This is a genomic window from Paracraurococcus lichenis (assembly GCF_030657435.1).
Taxonomy (GTDB): domain Bacteria; phylum Pseudomonadota; class Alphaproteobacteria; order Acetobacterales; family Acetobacteraceae; genus Paracraurococcus; species Paracraurococcus lichenis.
The window spans coordinates 208,184-225,288 of record NZ_JAUTWS010000004.1; the positions used below are offsets into that span (position 1 = coordinate 208,184).

Genomic DNA, 17,105 nt, shown 5'->3' on the forward strand with positions numbered 1-17,105 from the left:
GCAACAGGTCCCCGCAACCGGCCCGGATGCGCCGCGCCGCGCCGGATGGTAGAGCAGCGCCGGCGGCGGCCGGGGCGTGCCGGGCCGCGTTCGGAGGGATGATGCAGCCTGAGACTGGCAACCCCGTCCGGATCCTCGGGCTGCTGGCCGCGCTCGCGCTCGCCGCCGGCTGCCTGCTGGTGCTGCGCCCTTTCCTCTCCGCGCTGCTCTGGGCCGCCATCCTGGTCTATTCCACCTGGCCGGCCTTCCGGATGCTGCGCGAGAGGCTGCGGCTCTCGGCCGGGGCGGCGGCGGGGCTGATGGTGCTGGCGGAGTTCCTGGTCATCGGCCTGCCGCTGGTCTTCGCCACGCCGACGAAGCGGGAGGACATCGACGGGCTGCGCAGCGGGGTCGAGGCCTTCCTGACCCAGGGCATGCCGGGCCTCGGCGACTGGCTGGGGCGGCTGCCGCTGGTCGGGCCGATGCTGCGGGACCACCTGGCGGGCCTCGATTTCGGCTTCTCCGGCCTCGCCGACCTCATCTCGCCCTATGCCGGGACGCTGGCGCAGGGCGCGCTCGGGATCCTGCTGGCGGTGCTCTCGGGCCTGGCCGAGGTGCTGCTGGCGATCTTCCTCGCCTTCTTCCTCTACCGCGACGGGCCGGCGATCGCGCAGCGGAGCGAGGCGGCGCTGTCGCGACTGGCCGGCGAGCGGACGCGGCACATCGTGGAGATCACCGGCGGCGTCACCCGCGGCGTGGTCTATGGCCTGCTCGGCACCGCCGTGGCGCAGGGGATCATGACCTGGTTCGGCCTCTGGATCGCCGGGGTGCCGCGGCCGGCGCTGCTCGGCGTCATCGCCGGCTGCATCTCCATCTTCCCGGTCGGCGCCCCGCTGGTCTGGATTCCCGCCACGCTCTGGCTCTTCGCCGACGGGCGCCTGGGCTGGGCCATCTTCCTCGGCCTCTATGGCGCCTTCGGCATCAGCAGCGCGGACAATGTCATCCGCCCCTGGCTGATCGCGCGCGGCGCCGACCTGCCGCTGCTGCTGACCCTGCTGGGCGCACTCGGCGGCGTCTTCGCCTTCGGCTTTCTCGGCCTCTTCATGGGGCCCGTGCTGCTCGCGGTCGGCTTCACATTGCTCAAGGATTGGGCCGAGGAGGGCGCCGGGGCGGCGAAAGGCGCGGGCTGAGACCTTTTCGCCGGCGGCGCCCGGGCCCTATAGGGCGGGCGTGAGACCCGGACCTACCGGGCCTGGGAGATCGAGGGCGATGCGAAGCAGGGCAGGGGCGGTCCGCCGGGCCGCCGGCATGCTGGCGGCGGGACGCGATCCTGCGCGGCCGGACCCGCGGCGCCGGCAGGGCGGCAGCCTCCGCTGATGGTCGCCTTCATATGATCGCCTTCATCCTGTCGCGGCTGCTGCAGGCCATCCCGGTGATGCTGGTCGTGGCGCTGATCAGCTACGCCATGTTCGCCTTCGTCGGCGATCCCGTCGCGATCATGCTCGGCCAGGACTTCACCGAGGCGCAGCGGCAGGCGCTGGTCCACGATCTCGGCCTCGACCAGCCCTTCCCCGTGCAATTCGCCACCTTCGTCGGCCATGCCGCGCAGGGCGAGTTCGGCCTGTCCTACCGGCTGGCGCGGCCGGTCTCGGAACTCATCGCCGAACGCGCGCCGGCGACCCTCGAACTCGCCTTCTGCGCGGCGGCGCTCGCCATGCTCGTCGGCGTGCCGATGGGCGTCTATACCGGCCTCTACCGCAACTCCTGGCTCAGCCGCGCCTTCCTCACCTTCTCGCTCGTCGGCGTCTCCCTGCCCACCTTCCTGATCGGCATCCTGCTCATCCTCGTCTTCTCCGTCTGGCTCGGCTGGCTGCCGAGCTTCGGCCGCGGCGACACGGTGCAGATCGGCTGGTGGAGCACGGGGCTGCTGACCTGGTCGGGCCTGAAGGCGCTGGTGCTGCCCTCCGTCACGCTCGGCCTCTTCCAGCTCACGCTCATCATGCGGCTGGTGCGGGCGGAGATGCTGGAGGTGCTGCGCACCGACTACATCAAGTTCGCCCGCGCCCGGGGCCTGGCGAACCGCGCCGTGCATTTCGGGCATGCGCTGAAGAATACGCTGGTGCCGGTGATCACTATCGCGGGGTTGCAGCTCGGCGGCATCATCGCCTTCGCCATCGTCACCGAGACCGTGTTCCAGTGGCCGGGCATGGGGCTGCTCTTCATCCAGAGCGTCAATGCCGCCGACATCCCGGTCATGGCGGCCTACCTGCTGCTGATCGCGCTGGTCTTCGTCACCATCAACCTGGTGGTCGACCTGCTCTACTACCTCGTCGATCCGCGGCTGCGCTCCTCGCTCGGCACGGCCCGGGGAGGGCACTGACGCGATGGCCGCCCTCCTCGCCCGCGCCTTCGACAGCGACCTCTGGTGGTCCTTCCGGCGCTCGCCCGTCACCGTCGCCTCGGCCGTGGTGGCGCTGGTCTGCATCCTGGGCGCGACCTTCGCGCCGCTGCTCGCGCCGCACGACCCCTTCGACCTCGCCAGCCTCAACCTCGGCGACGCCTTCAAGCCGCCGGCCTGGAGCGGCGAGGGCGAGGCGCTTTACCCCCTCGGCACCGACGACCAGGGTCGGGACGTGCTGTCGGCCATCATGTACGGCGCGCGCATCTCGCTGCTGGTCGGCGTCTCCTCGGTGCTCTTCGCCACCCTGCTCGGCGTCGCGCTCGGGCTGCTGGCCGGCTATCTCGGCGGCACGCTGGACAGCCTGCTGATGCGCATCGCCGACATCCAGCTCACCTTCCCGCCGATCCTGATCGCGCTGCTGGTGGACGGCGTGGTCCGCGCCTCCCTGCCGCCGGAGGTGCATGACCGCATCGCGCTCCTCGTCGTCATCGTCGCCATCGGCATCAGCAACTGGCCGCAATATGCCCGCACCGTGCGCGGCTCGACCCTGGTCGAGCGCAACAAGGAATACGTGCTCGCCGCGCGGGTCATCGGCATCTCCCAGGTGCGGATCATGCTGACCCATGTGCTGCCGAACGTGGTGGGGCCGGTGCTGGTCATCGCCACCCTCGGCCTGTCCAATGCCATCATCACCGAGGCGACGCTCTCCTTCCTCGGCGTCGGCGTGCCGCCGACCGAGCCCTCGCTCGGCACCCTCATCCGCGTCGGCAACGACTTCCTGTTCAGCGGCGAGTGGTGGATCACGATCTTCCCCGGCATCGCGCTGATCGCGATGGTGCTGTCGGTGAACCTGCTGGGCGACTGGCTGCGCGACGCCCTGAACCCGAGGCTCCGCTAATGCCGGCTCCGATCCTTGAAGTCCGCGACCTGCGCGTCGAATTCCCGACGCGGCGCGGCCGGCTGACGGCGCTCGACGGCGTCTCCTTCGACATCGCGCCGGGCGAGGTGCTGGGCGTGGTGGGCGAATCCGGCGCCGGCAAGTCCATGACGGGCGCGGCCATCATCGGCCTGCTCGAGCCGCCCGGCCGCATCGCCGGCGGCGAGATCCTCCTCAACGGCCGGCGCATCGACACCCTGCCCTACGAGCAGATGCGGCGGATCCGCGGCAAGGAGATCGGCGCGATCTTCCAGGATCCGCTGACCACGCTGAACCCGCTCTACACCATCGGCCGGCAGCTGGTGGAGACGATGCAGACGCATCTCGGCCTCTCCGACCGGGAGGCGCGGCAGCGCGCTATCGGCTGGCTGGAGATGGTGGGCATCCCCGCCGCGGCGCAGCGGGTGGACAGCTACCCGCACGAGTTCTCCGGCGGCATGCGCCAGCGCGTGGTCATCGCGCTCGCGCTCTGCGCCGAGCCGCGGCTGATCGTGGCGGACGAGCCGACCACGGCGCTCGACGTCTCCGTCCAGGCGCAGGTGATCGCCCTGCTGAAGTCGCTGGCGCGGGAGAAGGGGACGGCGATGATGCTGGTGACCCACGACATGGGCGTGATCGCCGAGACCGCCGACCGCGTCGCCGTCATGTATGCCGGCCGCATCGCCGAGATCGGCCCGGTGCGCGCCGTGGTGAAGGCGCCGAAGCACCCCTATTCGGTCGGGCTCATGTCCTCCATCCCGCCGCTCGACCGCAAGGTCGATCACCTCGCGGGGATCGAGGGCGCCATGCCAAGGCTCTCCGCCATCCCCCAGGGCTGCGCCTTCAACCCGCGCTGCCCGCATGTCTTCGGCCGCTGCCGGGTGGAGCGGCCGGAGCTGATCGGGACGGGCACGACGCGGGCCGCCTGCTGGCTCTACGACCCGGCCTCGGAGAAGCGCGCGGCGGAGGCGGTGCAGCATGGCTGAGACGCCCGTCCTGGTCGCCGAGGACCTGGCGAAGCATTTCGACGTCTCCCGCCCGCTGCTGCAGCGGCTGCTGGCCGGGGAGGGGAAGCGCACCCTGAAGGCGGTGGACGGCGTCTCCTTCGACATCCCGAAGGGCACGACGCTGTCGCTGGTGGGCGAGAGCGGCTGCGGCAAGTCCACGGTCGCGCGGCTGGTCGTCGGCCTCTATCGCCCGACCCGCGGCCGCGTGCTGTTCGAGGGGATCGAGCTGGAGACGGCGCGCGCCAATGCCGAGACGCGGCGGCGCATGCAGATGATCTTCCAGGACCCCTATGCCTCGCTGAACCCGCGCTGGCGCGTGCGCGACATCGTCGCCGAGCCGCTGCGCGCCTTCGGCCTGGCGGAGGGCGCGGCGGCGCTGCGCGATCGCGTCGGACAGCTCCTGACGCAGGTCGGCCTCTCGCCGCTGGATGGCGAGAAATATCCGCACGAGTTCAGCGGTGGGCAGCGGCAGCGCATCTCCATCGCCCGCGCGCTCTCCTCCAACCCCGACTTCCTGGTCTGCGACGAGCCGACCAGCGCGCTCGACGTCTCGGTGCAGGCGCAGATCCTGAACCTGATGAAGGACCTGCAGCAGCGGCTCGGCCTCACCTACCTCTTCATCAGCCACAACCTGGCTGTCGTGCGGCAGGTCAGCGACCGCATCGGCGTGATGTATCTGGGGCGGCTGGTGGAACTGGCGCCGGCCGAGACGCTCTTCACCGCGCCGCGGCACCCCTATACGCGGGCGCTGATGGAGGCGATCCCGGACCTCGAGATGACGGGCCGGAAGCGCATCCCGGTGGGCGGCGAGGTGCCGAGCCCGATCGACCCGCCCTCCGGCTGCCCCTTCCACCCGCGCTGCCCGCTGGCCGATGCGCGCTGCCGGGCGGAGATGCCGGCGCTGCGCCCGCCCGAGGCGCAGCCCGCGACGATGGTCGCCTGCCACGCGGTGGAGGAGCGGCGCGACCCGGCGCCCGCGCCGGCCGGCGCGGATCAGCGCATCGGCACGACGGCGACGGCGTTGTAGGGCGAGCCTTCCACCAGCTTGGTGGACCAGGCCATGTAGACGACGACGTTCCGCTCCTCGTCGAGGAAGCGGTGGACGCGCGTCTCCTTGAAGAAGAGGCTGGTCGCGCTCTCGTAGACCCGCTCGCCCTTCTCGCTGCGGCGGGCGGCCTCGCTGACCTTCACCGGGCCGGTCGCGGTGCAGGAGAGGGCGAAGCGCGCCGGGTCCTCGGCGACGCCGACCATGCCCTTCAGGCCGCCGGTGCGCGCCTGGGCGATGTAGCAGGAGACGCCCTCGATTTTCGGATCGTCGAAGCGCTCGATGACGATCTGGTGGCTGCGCGTCAGGCCCATATTGGTCAGCGCCGTGTTGACGTGGCCGATCTCCTTCGTCTCTTCGGCGAGGGCGGCGGCGGGCAGCAGCAACGCGGCGGCGAGCAGGGCGGGGCGAAGCATGGCGTGGTTCCTCTTCTCGGGCGGTGCGGAGGGACGTAATCGCCAGCGGCAGCGCGGACGAGGCGGATTGGTTCCCTTCCGTCAGGAAACGCACCGAAGGGGCGCTCGACCCCGTCGAGCGACCCCAAGCCCACGCCATGCCGGCCCGAGGCTGTCAAGGATGCGCCGCAGGCGCACCGCGCTCCGCGCGGCTCCGTCCTTGACAGCCTCGGGCCGGCATGGCCGCCAGCGATGGTCGCCTTCGACGGCGTCGAAGGCGCGGTTCCGCGCCTTCACTCACCCAGCGCGACGCCATCCCGCCGCGGGTCGGCCCCGCCCTGCAGCCGCACCCCCTCCGGCCCGCGCAGGATGCGGATGGCGTGCAGCCCGCTGGTCATGGCCCGCACCTCCACCGGGAAGCCGCGCGCCTGCAGCGCCGGGGCGAGCGCCGCGGCGGCGGTCCCGGCCTCGAGCTCCAGCGTCGCATTCGCCGCGCCGATGCGTGGCAGCGCCACCGCCGCCTGCGGCTCCATCCCCCAGTCCAGCATCGCCACCAGCGCCTGCGCGACATGGCCGATGATGCGCATGCCGCCGGCCGAGCCGAGCACGGCGACCGGCAGCCCCTCCGCATCGAAGACGATGGTGGGCGACATGGAGGAGCGCGGGCGCTTGGCCGGGCCGACGCGGTTCGCCACCGGCCGCCCCTCCAGCTCCGGCAGGAAGGAGAAGTCGGTCAGCTCGTTGTTCAGCAGCATGCCGCGCGCCATCAGCCGGGCGCCGAAGGCATCCTCGATGGTGGTGGTCATCGCGAGCGCATTGCCCGCGGCATCGACGATGGAGAGATGGCTCGTCCCGTGTTCCGGCTGCGGCGGCTGGCTGGCCAGCGGCGCGCCGCCGCCCCAGGGCGGGTTGCCGGGGCGCGGCGGGGTGGCGGCGCGGTCGCGGTCGATCAACTGCGCCCGAAGCATCAGGTAGGTGGGGTCCAGCAGCCCGCGCACCGGCACGGGGACCTGGTCGGCATCGGCGACGTAGCGGTTGCGGTCGGCGAAGGCCAGGCGCCCGGCCTCGCCCAGCAGATGCGCCGCATCCACCGCCCTGACCTCGGACGGCTCGCCGCGCGGGTCGAGCGAGGCCATGTCCTGGTGCGCCAGCAGCGCCATGATCTGCAGCACCGCGATCCCGCCGGAGGTGGGCGGCGGGACGCCGCAGAGCGTCCAGATGCGGTAGGGCGCGCAGACCGGCTCGCGCCGCCGCGGCTCGTAGCCCGCGAGGTCGTCGGTCGTCATGTACCCGGCATTGGGATGGCCGCGCACCGCGGCGGCGATGTCGGCGGCGATCGGGCCGCGATGCAGCGCATCCGCGCCCTGGTCGGCGATGGCGCGCAGCGTCGCGGCGAGCGCGGGGTTGCGCAGCACCGTGCCTTCGACCAGCGGCCGGCCATTGGGCAGGAAGAGCGCGCGGGCCTGCGGATCGCGGCCCAGCCGCTCCGCATCGCCGGCGATCGCGGCGGCGAGCCGCGCCGTGATGGGGAAGCCCTGCTCGGCCAGCGCGATGGCCGGGGCGAAGAGCTGCGGCCAGGGCAGGCGGCCCAGGTTGCGGTGCGCCGCCTCCAGCATGCGGATCGCGCCCGGCACGCCGACGGCGCGGCCGCCGACCGCGGCCTCGTAGAAGCCCATGGGCTGGCCGTCGCGCAGGAAGAGGGTCGGCGGCACTGCGGCCGGCGCGGCCTCCCGCCCGTCCCAGGCCGAGAGCTTCCGTGCGCCGGCATCCCAGTGCAGCAGCAGCGCGCCGCCGCCGAGGCCGCTCGCCTGCGGCTCCACCACCGCGAGCACCGCCTGGATGGCGACCGCCGCATCGACCGCATTGCCGCCGGCGCGCAACACCGCCAGCCCGGCCTCCGCCGCCAGCGGATGCGCCGCCGCGACCATCTGCCGCTGCGCCTGCGCCGGGAGGGCGAGGAGCAGGAGCAGCATCACCCACCGGATCATCCCGCCCCCGCCGCTTAGCCGTCACAACTCTTACGGTGCGGCGGGAGCGGCGGGAAGGGCGTGGCGGTTACGGTGGCGTGACCCGTGCGCCGCCGCGATGGCGGAAGGCCAAGGCCTCCGCGACATGCGCGCGCTGCACTGCGGCGCTGCCGGCGAGGTCGGCGATGGTGCGGGCGACGCGCAGCGTGCGGGTGAAGCCGCGGGCGGAGAGGCGAAGCTTCTCCGCCGCCTGCTCGGCAAGCTGCCGCGCCGCGGGCTCGGCCTGCAGGGTGCGTTCGAGCGCGCTGCCCTCGGCCGCGGCATTGCAGCGCGGGCCGTCGCCGCCATAGCGGGCGCGCTGGCGATCCCGCGCGGCGCGGATGCGGGCGGCGACCGCCTCGGTGGTCTCGCCGGACGGGGCGCGGGCGAGTTCCGCGGGCGGCACCGGCACGACCTCGATGGCGAGGTCCATGCGGTCGAGCAGCGGCCCGGAGAGGCGCATCTGGTAGTCCTCGCCGCAGCGCGGGGCGCGGCCGCATTCGCGCGGCGCATCGCCGAGATATCCGCAGCGGCAGGGGTTCATCGCCGCGATGCACTGGAAGCGCGCGGGATAGGTGACGTGGTGGTTGGCGCGGCTGATGCTGGCGCGGCCGGTCTCCATGGGCTGGCGCAGCGCCTCCAGTGCCGGGCGGGGGAATTCCGGCCATTCGTCGAGGAAGAGCACGCCGTGATGCGCCAGGCTGATCTCGCCGGGACGCGCGCGGTTGCCGCCGCCGATCAGCGCGGCTTGGCTGGCGCTGTGATGCGGCTCCCGGAAGGGCGGGCGCGTGACGAGGCGCCCGTCGCGCAGCAGCCCGGCGATGGAATGGACCAGGCTGACCTCCAGCGCCTCGGCCGGCGTCAGCTCCGGCAGCAGCCCGGGCAGGCGGGCCGCGAGCATGGACTTCCCCGCGCCGGGCGGGCCGATCATCAGCAGGTTGTGGCCGCCGGCCGCCGCAACCTCGAGCGCGCGCTTGGCGCTCTCCTGCCCCTTCACCTCCGAGAGGCACGGCCCGCGCCAGGCGGTGGCATCGGGCGGCGGCGGCTCGGGCGGCGTCAGCACCTGGGTGCCGCGGAAGTGGTTCATCAACGCGAGCAGGTCGGGCGCCGCCAGCACCTCGATCCGTCCGGCCCAGGCCGCCTCGCCGCCCTGCTGCGCCGGGCAGATCAGGCCGAGTTCGCGGGCCGAGGCGCCGAGCGCCGCCGGCAGCACGCCGGCGACCGGATGGATCGAGCCGTCCAGCGCCAGCTCGCCCAGTGCGGCATAGCCGGCGAGTTCCTCGCGCGGCAGCACCTCCATCGCGGCGAGCACGGCGAGCGCGATGGGCAGGTCGAGATGGCTGCCTTCCTTGGCGATGTCGGCCGGCGCCAGGTTCACCAGCACGCGCTTGGGCGGCAAGGAGAGCCCGAGGCCGGCGAGCGCGGCGCGCACCCGTTCCCGGCTCTCCCCCACCGCCTTGTCCGGCAGGCCGACGACGAGGAAGGCGGGCAGGCCGGCCGCGATCTGCACCTGCACCTCGACCGGCTGGGCCTCGATGCCGGCGAAGGCGAAGCTGGCGACTCGGGCGATCGTCATGGAGGCGGACGATGACGATCAGCCCGATTGCATGCAACAGGACAATGCTACCGAAAGGCGAAGTGTCCGCCGCTACTCCGCCTGTGATTCGGCTTGACGCATCAGCCGGATGAAGTTGCCGGACCAGAGCAGCCCGAGCTCCCGCGCGCCATAGCCGCGGCGCAGCAGCGCGGCGGAGAGGCCGCCGCTCTCGGCCGCAGTCTGCCAGCCCTCGACGCCGCCGCCGCCGTCGAAGTCGGAGGAGAGGCCGACATGCTCGATGCCGATGCGCGAGACGGCATGGTCCACATGGTCGGCCATGTCCTCGACGCTCGCGGCGTTCTTCACCCCCTCCGGCACGCGCTTGAGGAAGGCGGGCACGGCGGTGATCTGCGCCAGGCCGCCGACGGCGCGCAGCACCTCCAATTGCTCGTCATCGATGCCGCGGGGGTGGTCGGCCAGCGCCCGGCAGGCGGTGTGGGTGGCGACGATGGGGGAGCGCGAGACCTCCGCCGCCTGCATCATCCCCTTCTTCGAGACATGGCTGACATCCACCAGCATCCCCGCGCGGTTCAGCGCCTCGATGGCGGCGCGGCCGAGCGGGGAGAGGCCGCCATGCTCCTCCTCCGCATCGCCGAGCGGCTTGCGCGGCCGGGCGCTGTCCGAGAGGTCGTTGTGCCCGTCATGCGTCAGCGTGAGATAGCAGGCGCCGAGCGCCTTCCAGCGCCGCGGCGCGTCGAGGTCATGGCCCATGGCATAGCCGTTCTCGACCGCCGACATCACCGCCAGCGCGCCGGCGCCGAAGCAGGCCTCGAGCTCCGCGGCCGTGGCGCAAAAGCGGCGGGCGCTGCCGTCCGCCCGGTCGCGGATGTGGCGCAGCATCGCCTCGGCCCGCTCGGCCGCGGCAGCATGGCCCTCGGCGTCGCGCTTCCCCTGCGGCACATAGGCGATGAAGACAGCGGCATTCATCCCGCCGCGCGCCATCTTCGGGAAGTCCACCCGCATCGTGCCCTCGGCCAGCGGGTCCGGCGGCTCCGGCCAGCGGATATCGATATGGGTATCGAGGCAGAGCGTCGCCGCGTGGATCGCCTCCGCGTCCATCAGCGCGCGCCCCAGCCGGTCAGGAAGCGCTGCAGCAGCGTGCCGAGCAGATCGACGTTGTAGCCGCCTTCCTGGACGATGGCGCTCGGCAGGCCGAGGCCCCCGATCATCTCGCCCGCACGGGCGAAGCCATCGGCGGTGACGGAGAGGGCGTTCAGCGGCTCGTGCTCCGAGGCATCGAAGCCGAGCGAGACGACCAGCGCCTCCGCCCCGAAGTCGCGCACCGCCTGCACGCCGCGCGCGACCGCCTCCAGCCAGGGCCCGTCGCCGCTGCCGATGGCGAGCGGCATGTTGATGTTGCGGCCCTCGCCCGCGCCGGCGCCGCGCTCCCCGGCATGGCCGACGAACCAGGGATAGTAGCGGCTGGGATCGCCATGGACCGAGACGGTCAGCACATCGCCGCGCTCCCAGAAGATGCCCTGGGTGCCGTTGCCGTGGTGGCTGTCGATGTCGAGGGTGGCGACGCGCGTCGCCCCGGCGGCCCGCAGCGCCTCGACCGCCAGCGCGGCGTTGTTGACGTAGCAATGCCCGCCGGCGCGCGCGGCATAGGCATGGTGCCCGGGCGGACGGCAGAGCGCATAGGCGCTGCGCCCGGCAGCGGCCTCCGCCGCGGCGGCCAGCGCGACGCCGGCGGCGGAAAGCGAGGCTTCCCAGGTGCCGGGGCCGATCGGGCAGGCGACGTCGGCGGTGTACCAGCCGGCATTGCCCACGACATGGCCGCCCGGCCGCGCGCCATTGGCGAGCATGTCAGGCGTCGGATGGGTATTCGCCACCACCTCTGGCCCGGCATTCGGCAGCGCCGCCCAGGCCGCGGCCGCGGTCGAGAGGAACTCGATGTAATCAGCCGTGTGGACCCGCAGCAGCGCGGCGCGGTCGGGCACCGGCGCGACCTCCGGCGCGATGCCGAGCGCCTCGAGTCCGAGGAGCAGCGAGGCCGCGCGTTCCGGCACCTCGTAGTTCGGGCGGACCTCGCCGCGGATGAGGAAGAAGCGCGGCGTGTGCCGGGCCTGGTCGGGATGGTGGAAGGCGCGCATGGAGGCGGAGGCTAGCAGCGGCAACCGCCTTGTCCATGCGCCGGATGGCTGGACAGGCCGGGGCGGCTGGGCTGGACTGCCGCGCCATGGGGCGTGCCTGCAAAGGGCTGCGGCTCGTCTCGGCGGGTCCTTTCCGTCCTGGCGGCGTCCGCGGCCTGGCCGATGCAACCAGCATCGGCTGCGGCCACGTCCTGGCCAGCCCGGAAAGCCCCTCGCCGATCCTTCGCCGGTCCCTTTGCAGACACGCCCAGCCAGGAGCCCGCATGACCCAGCCCCTCGATCCCGGCGCGCGGCGCGCCATCCTCGACGCGGTCGATGCGCTGCGGGACTGGTCGGTGGAGCGGCTCTCCGACCTCGTCCGCTGCCCCTCGACGCTGGGGCGGGAGCAGTCGGCGCTGGAGCGGATGGCGGCGCTCTATGCCGAGCTCGGCCTCGCGCCGCGGCGCATCCCGACGGTGCCGGCGGCGCTCGCGGCGCATCCCGGCTTCTCGCCGCCGCTCATCCCCTATGACGGCCGCGACAACGTGGTCGCGCTGCACCGGCCGCGGGAGCGGCGCGGCCGCAGCCTCGTGCTGCAGGGCCATGTGGACGTGGTGCCCGAGGGCGCGGCGGACATGTGGGAGACGCCGCCCTACGAGCCCAGCATCCGCGGCGGCCGCATGTATGGCCGCGGCGCCGGCGACATGAAGGCCGGCATCGTCAGCTATTGCGCCGCCTTCCGCGCCCTGCGCCTCGCCGGGCTGCAGCCGGCGGCCGAGGTGCAGATGCAGTCGGTGATCGAGGAGGAATGCACCGGCAACGGCGCGCTCGCCTGCATGCTGGCCCTGCCCAAGGCGGATGCGGTCATCATCCCGGAGCCGGGGCCGGGGCTCGATGCGCTGTACACGGCGGAAGTGGGCGTGGTCTGGGCCTGGGTGAAGGTCAGCGGAAGGCCGGCGCATGTGCGCGACATGCAGGCAGGTCTGAACGCCATCGAGGCGGCGCAGATCGTCGGCGCCGCCTTCAAGGACTACGAGCGGGCAATGAACGACGGCTCCCGCATCCACCCGGCCTTCCGCGGCGTGAACCACCCGGTGAACGTCAATCTCGGCACCATCGAGGGCGGGGAGTGGAACTCCTCCGTCGCCACGCGCTGCCGCATCGGGCTGCGGGTCGGCATCATGATGGGCAATACCGCGGCGCAGGTGAAATCCGATATCGAGCGCATCGTCGAGGAGGCGAAGCGGCACGAGCGGCTGCGCGGCGCGCAGGTGAAGCTGGAATTCAAGGGCTTCATGGCCGACCCCTGCGTCTTCGACACGGAGGCCGAGATCGTGCGCCTGGCGCGGCGGAGCTATGCCGAGGCGACGGGCGGGTCGCTCCGCGACTATCCCGCGACCGGCCTGACCGATGGCCGCTTCTTCGCGCTCTACCAGGGCACGCCCGTCGCCTGCTTCGGGCCGGATGCGGTCGACATCCACGGCATCGACGAGAATGTCGGGCTGGAGAGCATCCACGGCATCACCCGCAGCATCGCACTGGCCATGGCGGAGTGGTGCGGCCTGGAGCCCGCCGCGCCATGAGGCCGGCGGTCCTGCTGCTCGCCCTCGCGGCCGCGGCCTGCTCGATCGCGCCGGCGCCGCCCGATCCGGACCCGGTGGCGGGGCCGCCGCTGCGCCAGGGCGAACTGGCCGCGGCGGATCCCGTGCTCGCCGCCGCCTGCGTCTCCCGCGGCGTGCCGGGCACCGTCGTGGAGCTTCGGCGCGAGGGCGCCGCGGTGCGGCCGGTCGCGGAGGCGACGCCGGTCGCGCTGGTGCTGGACCGCCAGCCCGGCGGCGCGGTGGCCTGGCGGTTGCTTGGCCCCGGTGCCGGCACGGTGGCGGAGGCGCTGGACCGCGCCCTGCAGGACTGTGCCGGCGGCATCGGAGGCCCGGCATGACCGCCACCAATATCCCGCTCTCGGCCGCCCGGCTCTGGGACAGCCTGATGGCCATGGCCCGCATCGGCGGCCTGCCCGGCGGCGGCTGCAACCGCCAGGCGCTGACCGACGAGGATGCCGAAGGACGGCGGCAGCTCATCGCCTGGGGCGAGGCGATCGGCCTCGAGGTCAGCATCGACCGGCTCGGCACCATCGCGCTGCTGCGGCCCGGGCGCGACCCGTCGCGCCGGCCGGTCGCCATCGGCAGCCACCTGGACACGGTGCCCACCGGCGGGAAGTTCGACGGGCCCTATGGCGTGCTCGCGGGGCTCGAGATCCTGCGCGCGCTGCACGAGGCCGGCGCGGAGACCGAGGCGCCGATCCTGCTGATCAATTGGACGAACGAGGAGGGCGCGCGCTTCTTCCCGCCCATGGCGGCGAGCGAGGTGGCGATGGGCCTGCGCGCCGAGGCGGCGCTGCTGGCGACGCCCGAGCGCGCCGGTCCCGCCACCTTCGGCGGCGAGCTGGCGCGGACGGGCTTCGCCGGCCCGGCCGACCCCGCCGCGCTGCAGGGCATCGACGCCTATTTCGAGACGCATATCGAGCAGGGCCCGGTGCTGGAGGCCATGGGCGCGCCCATCGGCATCGTCACCCATGCGCTCGCGGCGCAGACCCTGGAGGTCGCGGTGACGGGGCGGGACGGCCATACCGGCGCGCCGATGGAAGGCCGGGCCGATGCGCTGGCCGCGGCGGCGGCCTTCATCCTCGCGGCCGAGCGCCTGGCGAGGGAGAGCGGCGGGGAGGCCATCGCCTCCGTCACCCGCATCGCCATCACGCCCGATGCGCGGGGCAATATCCCCTCCGGCGCGCGGCTGGTCTGCAGCCTGCGCCACCGCAGCCAGCCCGGGCTGGAGGCATTAATCGCGGCGCTGCGCGGCGAGGCGGCGGCGATCGCCGCGGCGCGGCCGGGCATCGGCTTCGCGCTCGAGGAGCAGTGGGGCTATCCGCAGACCGATTTCGACCCGGCGCTCTATGGCCGGCTGGAGGCGGCGGCGCAGCGACGCGGCATCGCCAGCCACCGCATGCCGACCGCCATCGGCCATGATGCCATCCAGGTGGCGCGGGCCAGGCCGGCCGCGCTGATGTTCATCCCCTGCCATGGCGGCCTCTCCCACAACGAGGCCGAGAGCATCACCCCCGCATGGGCGGAGGCCGGGCTGCTGGTGCTCGCCGATGCCGTGCTGGAGACCGCGGGACTGATCCGATGAGCATAGCGACGAACCTGCCCCTGTCCGGTGAGCGGCTGTGGGACAGCCTGATGGAGATGGCGAGGATAGGCGGCACGCCGAAGGGCGGCTGCAACCGGCAGACCCTGACCGACCTCGATGCCGAGGGCCGGGCGCTGCTGCAGCGCTGGGGCGAGGCCTGCGGCCTGACGCTGACGGTCGATCGCCTGGGCAACATGATCCTGCGGCGGGAGGGGCGCGATCCCGCGCGCAAGCCGGTCGCCTTCGGCAGCCATCTCGACACCCAGCCCACGGGCGGGAAATTCGACGGCGTGCTCGGCGTCCTCGCGGGGCTCGAGATCATGCGCGCGCTGCACGAGGCCGGGGCGGAGACCGAGGCGCCGCTGCTGCTCATCAACTGGACCAACGAGGAGGGCGCGCGCTTCTCCCCGCCCATGATGGGCAGCGGCGCGGCCATGGGCCTCTTCACCGAGGACGAGGTGCTGGCCAAGCGGGCGCAGGACGGCGCGGTCTTCGGCGAGGAATTGCGGCGCATCGGCTGGCAGGGCAAGGCCGATCCGGCTGATCTGCAGGACTGCGCCGCCTATCTCGAACTGCATATCGAGCAGGGCAAGCTGCTGGAGGATGCCGGCCTCGATGTCGGGATCGTCACGCATGCCCTGGCGCAGCACTGGTTCGAGGTGGTGGTGGAGGGCGAGGACGCGCATGGCGGCTCCCCCATGGCGGGAAGGCGCGACGCCATGATGGCGGCGGCACCCCTCATCGCCGCGGTGGAGGAGATCGCGCTCTCGACGCTCGCACCCTCCGGCGAGCCCGGGCGGGGGACGGTCGGCGTGGTGGAGGTGCATCCCTCGAGCCGCAACGTCGCGCCCTCCCGCGTCTTCTTCAGCGTCGATTTCCGGCATTCCGACCCGGAGGCGCTGGCGCGGATGGGCGAGGCGCTCGCCGCCCGCGCCGCCGAGGTCTCCGCCGCGCGCAAGGTCAAGGCGGTGGTGACGCCCTTCTGGTACTCGCCGATGACGCCCTTCGACGCGACGCTGGTGGCGCGGGCGCGCGATTCGGCGAAGGCGCGCGGGCTGAAGTGGCAGGAGATGCCGACCGCCATCGGCCACGACGCCGTCTACATGGCGCGCAAGGTGCCGACGGTTATGGTCTTCACGCCCTGCCATGGCGGCCTCTCCCACAACGAGGCGGAGAGCATCACGCCGGACTGGGCGAGGGCCGGGCTGCAGGTGCTGGCGGATGCCGTGCTGGCGACCGCGGGCCTGGTCCGGCCGTGAACCTGCCGCTCTCGGCCGATCGCCTCTGGGACAGCCTGATGGCGATGGCCCGCATCGGCGCCACGCCGGAGGGCGGCTGCAACCGTCCCGCCCTCTCGGCGGTGGACGGGGAGGCACGGGCGCTGCTGGCGCAATGGGGCCGGGAGATCGGCCTGACGCTCAGCGTCGATCGCCTCGGCAACATGGCGCTGCGGCGGGAGGGCAGGGACCCCGGGCGCCGGCCCGTGCTGGTCGGCAGCCATCTCGACACCCAGCCCTCCGGCGGCAAGTTCGACGGACCCTATGGCGTGCTCGCGGGGCTCGAGATCCTGCGGGCGCTGCAGGAGGCCGGGGCGGAGACCGCGGCGCCGATCGTCCTGGTGAACTGGACGAGCGAGGAGGGGTGCCGCTTCAGCCCCTCCATGATCGGCGCGGCCGGCGCCATGGGCGTGCTGGAGGAGGCCGCGGTGCTCGCCGCGCCGGCGATGGACGATGGCGAGCGCTATGGCGACGCGCTCGCCCGCACCGGCTGGGCCGGCGCCGCCGACCCCGCCGCGCTGCGCGACGCCGCTGCCTATTTCGAGGCGCATATCGAGCAGGGTCCGGTGCTGGAGGCGGAGGGCCATGACCTCGGCATCGTCACCGGCGGCTTCGCCACCGAGCGCGCCCTGGTGACGGTGACGGGCGAGACCAGCCATGCCGGGACGACGCCGATGGAGATGCGGCGCGACGCGCTGCTGGCGGCCGCCGAGATGATCGGCGCCGGCGAGCGCATCCTGCTGGAGCGCGCGCCGGAGGGCCGCATGACGGTCTGTCGCCTGCTGGTGGATCCCGGCGCGGATGGCGTGGTGCCCGGCGGCGCCCGCTTCGCCTTCGAGTACCGCCATCCCGACAATGCGACGCTCCGCGCGCTGCTGGACGCGGCGGACGAGGCCTTCGCCGCCATCGCGGCGCGGCGCCGGGTCGCGGTGGCGCGCGAGCCCTACTGGTCCTTCCCGCGCGTGACCTTCGACGCCACGCTGGCGGACCGGCTGCGCAGCGCCGCGACGCGGCACGGTGCCCGCCACCGGGACATCCTGAGCGGCGCGGGGCACGACGCCTACCACGCCGCCGCGCGCATGCCCGCCGTCATGCTCTTCATCCCCTGCCATGGCGGCATCAGCCACCACCCCACCGAGTCGATCTCCCGCGCCTGGGCGGAGATCGGGTTGCGCGTGCTGGCCGATGCCGTGATCGCCACCGCCAACGCCCCGGAGTAACGCC

General features: G+C 73.2%; 15 protein-coding genes. 10 read left to right on the top strand and 5 right to left on the bottom strand.

The window, feature by feature from the left end; translation table 11 throughout:
- Positions 1 to 101: 101 nt before the first annotated feature.
- The 5 genes from Q7A36_RS06120 (at position 102) to Q7A36_RS06140 (ending at position 5,330) form a co-directional block, all read left to right on the top strand.
- The gene (locus tag Q7A36_RS06120) at positions 102 to 1,169 is read left to right on the top strand and encodes an AI-2E family transporter (protein WP_305102771.1); all 1,068 of its coding nucleotides are present in this window, start codon (positions 102 to 104) and stop codon (positions 1,167 to 1,169) included.
- 200 nt (positions 1,170 to 1,369) lie between these two features.
- A complete protein-coding gene (locus Q7A36_RS06125; RefSeq protein WP_305102772.1) occupies positions 1,370 to 2,359 on the top strand; it encodes an ABC transporter permease in 990 nt (329 codons plus the stop codon).
- A 4-nt stretch (positions 2,360 to 2,363) separates the two neighbouring features.
- On the top strand, positions 2,364 to 3,278 hold the full coding sequence (locus Q7A36_RS06130) for an ABC transporter permease (protein ID WP_305102773.1): 915 nt from the start codon (positions 2,364 to 2,366) through the stop codon (positions 3,276 to 3,278).
- Entirely contained in the window at positions 3,278 to 4,282 is a 1,005-nt protein-coding gene (locus Q7A36_RS06135) for an ABC transporter ATP-binding protein (RefSeq protein ID WP_305102774.1), read from the top strand. The genes Q7A36_RS06130 and Q7A36_RS06135 overlap by 1 nt, the downstream gene beginning before the upstream one ends.
- Complete coding sequence (locus Q7A36_RS06140; RefSeq protein ID WP_305102775.1) at positions 4,275 to 5,330, top strand: ABC transporter ATP-binding protein; 1,056 nt, start codon at positions 4,275 to 4,277, stop codon at positions 5,328 to 5,330. Before Q7A36_RS06135 ends, Q7A36_RS06140 begins: the two co-directional genes overlap by 8 nt.
- Here the strand turns inward: Q7A36_RS06140 and Q7A36_RS06145 are convergent.
- The 5 genes from Q7A36_RS06145 to Q7A36_RS06165 all read right to left on the bottom strand — a co-directional run bounded on the left by Q7A36_RS06145 (position 5,297) and on the right by Q7A36_RS06165 (position 11,463).
- On the bottom strand, positions 5,297 to 5,764 hold the full coding sequence (locus Q7A36_RS06145; RefSeq protein WP_305102776.1) for a CreA family protein: 468 nt from the start codon (positions 5,762 to 5,764) through the stop codon (positions 5,297 to 5,299). The two genes, Q7A36_RS06140 and Q7A36_RS06145, sit on opposite strands and share 34 nt — an antisense overlap.
- Before the next feature lie 272 nt (positions 5,765 to 6,036).
- Positions 6,037 to 7,716, bottom strand: a complete 1,680-nt coding sequence (gene ggt, locus Q7A36_RS06150) for a gamma-glutamyltransferase (protein ID WP_305102777.1) — start codon at positions 7,714 to 7,716, stop codon at positions 6,037 to 6,039.
- Between the two features lie 82 nt (positions 7,717 to 7,798).
- Complete coding sequence (locus Q7A36_RS06155; protein ID WP_305102778.1) at positions 7,799 to 9,325, bottom strand: YifB family Mg chelatase-like AAA ATPase; 1,527 nt, start codon at positions 9,323 to 9,325, stop codon at positions 7,799 to 7,801.
- 72 nt (positions 9,326 to 9,397) lie between these two features.
- The gene (locus Q7A36_RS06160) at positions 9,398 to 10,405 is read right to left on the bottom strand and encodes a dipeptidase (protein ID WP_305102779.1); all 1,008 of its coding nucleotides are present in this window, start codon (positions 10,403 to 10,405) and stop codon (positions 9,398 to 9,400) included.
- A complete protein-coding gene (locus tag Q7A36_RS06165; RefSeq protein WP_370655637.1) occupies positions 10,405 to 11,463 on the bottom strand; it encodes a histone deacetylase family protein in 1,059 nt (352 codons plus the stop codon). The genes Q7A36_RS06160 and Q7A36_RS06165 overlap by 1 nt, the downstream gene beginning before the upstream one ends.
- 239 nt (positions 11,464 to 11,702) lie before the next feature.
- On the opposite strand from Q7A36_RS06165, the gene Q7A36_RS06170 reads away from it, so the two are divergent.
- From Q7A36_RS06170 to Q7A36_RS06190, 5 genes are read left to right on the top strand one after another with little or no spacing between them, the layout of a single operon-like run.
- Entirely contained in the window at positions 11,703 to 13,001 is a 1,299-nt protein-coding gene (locus tag Q7A36_RS06170) for an ArgE/DapE family deacylase (RefSeq protein WP_305102780.1), read from the top strand.
- Positions 12,998 to 13,357, top strand: a complete 360-nt coding sequence (locus Q7A36_RS06175) for a hypothetical protein (protein ID WP_305102781.1) — start codon at positions 12,998 to 13,000, stop codon at positions 13,355 to 13,357. Before Q7A36_RS06170 ends, Q7A36_RS06175 begins: the two co-directional genes overlap by 4 nt.
- A complete protein-coding gene (locus Q7A36_RS06180) occupies positions 13,354 to 14,604 on the top strand; it encodes a hydantoinase/carbamoylase family amidase (RefSeq protein WP_305102782.1) in 1,251 nt (416 codons plus the stop codon). Before Q7A36_RS06175 ends, Q7A36_RS06180 begins: the two co-directional genes overlap by 4 nt.
- A complete protein-coding gene (locus tag Q7A36_RS06185; RefSeq protein WP_305102783.1) occupies positions 14,601 to 15,863 on the top strand; it encodes a Zn-dependent hydrolase in 1,263 nt (420 codons plus the stop codon). The genes Q7A36_RS06180 and Q7A36_RS06185 overlap by 4 nt, the downstream gene beginning before the upstream one ends.
- Positions 15,860 to 17,101 (top strand): allantoate amidohydrolase, encoded by a 1,242-nt coding sequence (locus Q7A36_RS06190; RefSeq protein WP_305102784.1) that lies wholly within the window; start codon positions 15,860 to 15,862, stop codon positions 17,099 to 17,101. Before Q7A36_RS06185 ends, Q7A36_RS06190 begins: the two co-directional genes overlap by 4 nt.
- The last annotated feature ends 4 nt before the right edge of the window (positions 17,102 to 17,105 follow it).

Excerpts from the sequence above, each read along its gene's own strand:
- Q7A36_RS06120 (WP_305102771.1), top strand. The coding sequence starts at position 102 with ATGCAGCCTGAGACTGGCAACCCCGTCCGGATCCTCGGGCTGCTGGCC.
- Q7A36_RS06125 (WP_305102772.1), top strand. The coding sequence starts at position 1,370 with ATGATCGCCTTCATCCTGTCGCGGCTGCTGCAGGCCATCCCGGTGATG.
- Q7A36_RS06130 (WP_305102773.1), top strand. The coding sequence starts at position 2,364 with ATGGCCGCCCTCCTCGCCCGCGCCTTCGACAGCGACCTCTGGTGGTCC.
- Q7A36_RS06135 (WP_305102774.1), top strand. The coding sequence starts at position 3,278 with ATGCCGGCTCCGATCCTTGAAGTCCGCGACCTGCGCGTCGAATTCCCG.
- Q7A36_RS06140 (WP_305102775.1), top strand. The coding sequence starts at position 4,275 with ATGGCTGAGACGCCCGTCCTGGTCGCCGAGGACCTGGCGAAGCATTTC.
- Q7A36_RS06145 (WP_305102776.1), bottom strand. The coding sequence starts at position 5,764 with ATGCTTCGCCCCGCCCTGCTCGCCGCCGCGTTGCTGCTGCCCGCCGCC.
- ggt (WP_305102777.1), bottom strand. The coding sequence starts at position 7,716 with ATGCTGCTCCTGCTCCTCGCCCTCCCGGCGCAGGCGCAGCGGCAGATG.
- Q7A36_RS06155 (WP_305102778.1), bottom strand. The coding sequence starts at position 9,325 with ATGACGATCGCCCGAGTCGCCAGCTTCGCCTTCGCCGGCATCGAGGCC.
- Q7A36_RS06160 (WP_305102779.1), bottom strand. The coding sequence starts at position 10,405 with ATGGACGCGGAGGCGATCCACGCGGCGACGCTCTGCCTCGATACCCAT.
- Q7A36_RS06170 (WP_305102780.1), top strand. The coding sequence starts at position 11,703 with ATGACCCAGCCCCTCGATCCCGGCGCGCGGCGCGCCATCCTCGACGCG.
- Q7A36_RS06175 (WP_305102781.1), top strand. The coding sequence starts at position 12,998 with ATGAGGCCGGCGGTCCTGCTGCTCGCCCTCGCGGCCGCGGCCTGCTCG.
- Q7A36_RS06180 (WP_305102782.1), top strand. The coding sequence starts at position 13,354 with ATGACCGCCACCAATATCCCGCTCTCGGCCGCCCGGCTCTGGGACAGC.
- Q7A36_RS06185 (WP_305102783.1), top strand. The coding sequence starts at position 14,601 with ATGAGCATAGCGACGAACCTGCCCCTGTCCGGTGAGCGGCTGTGGGAC.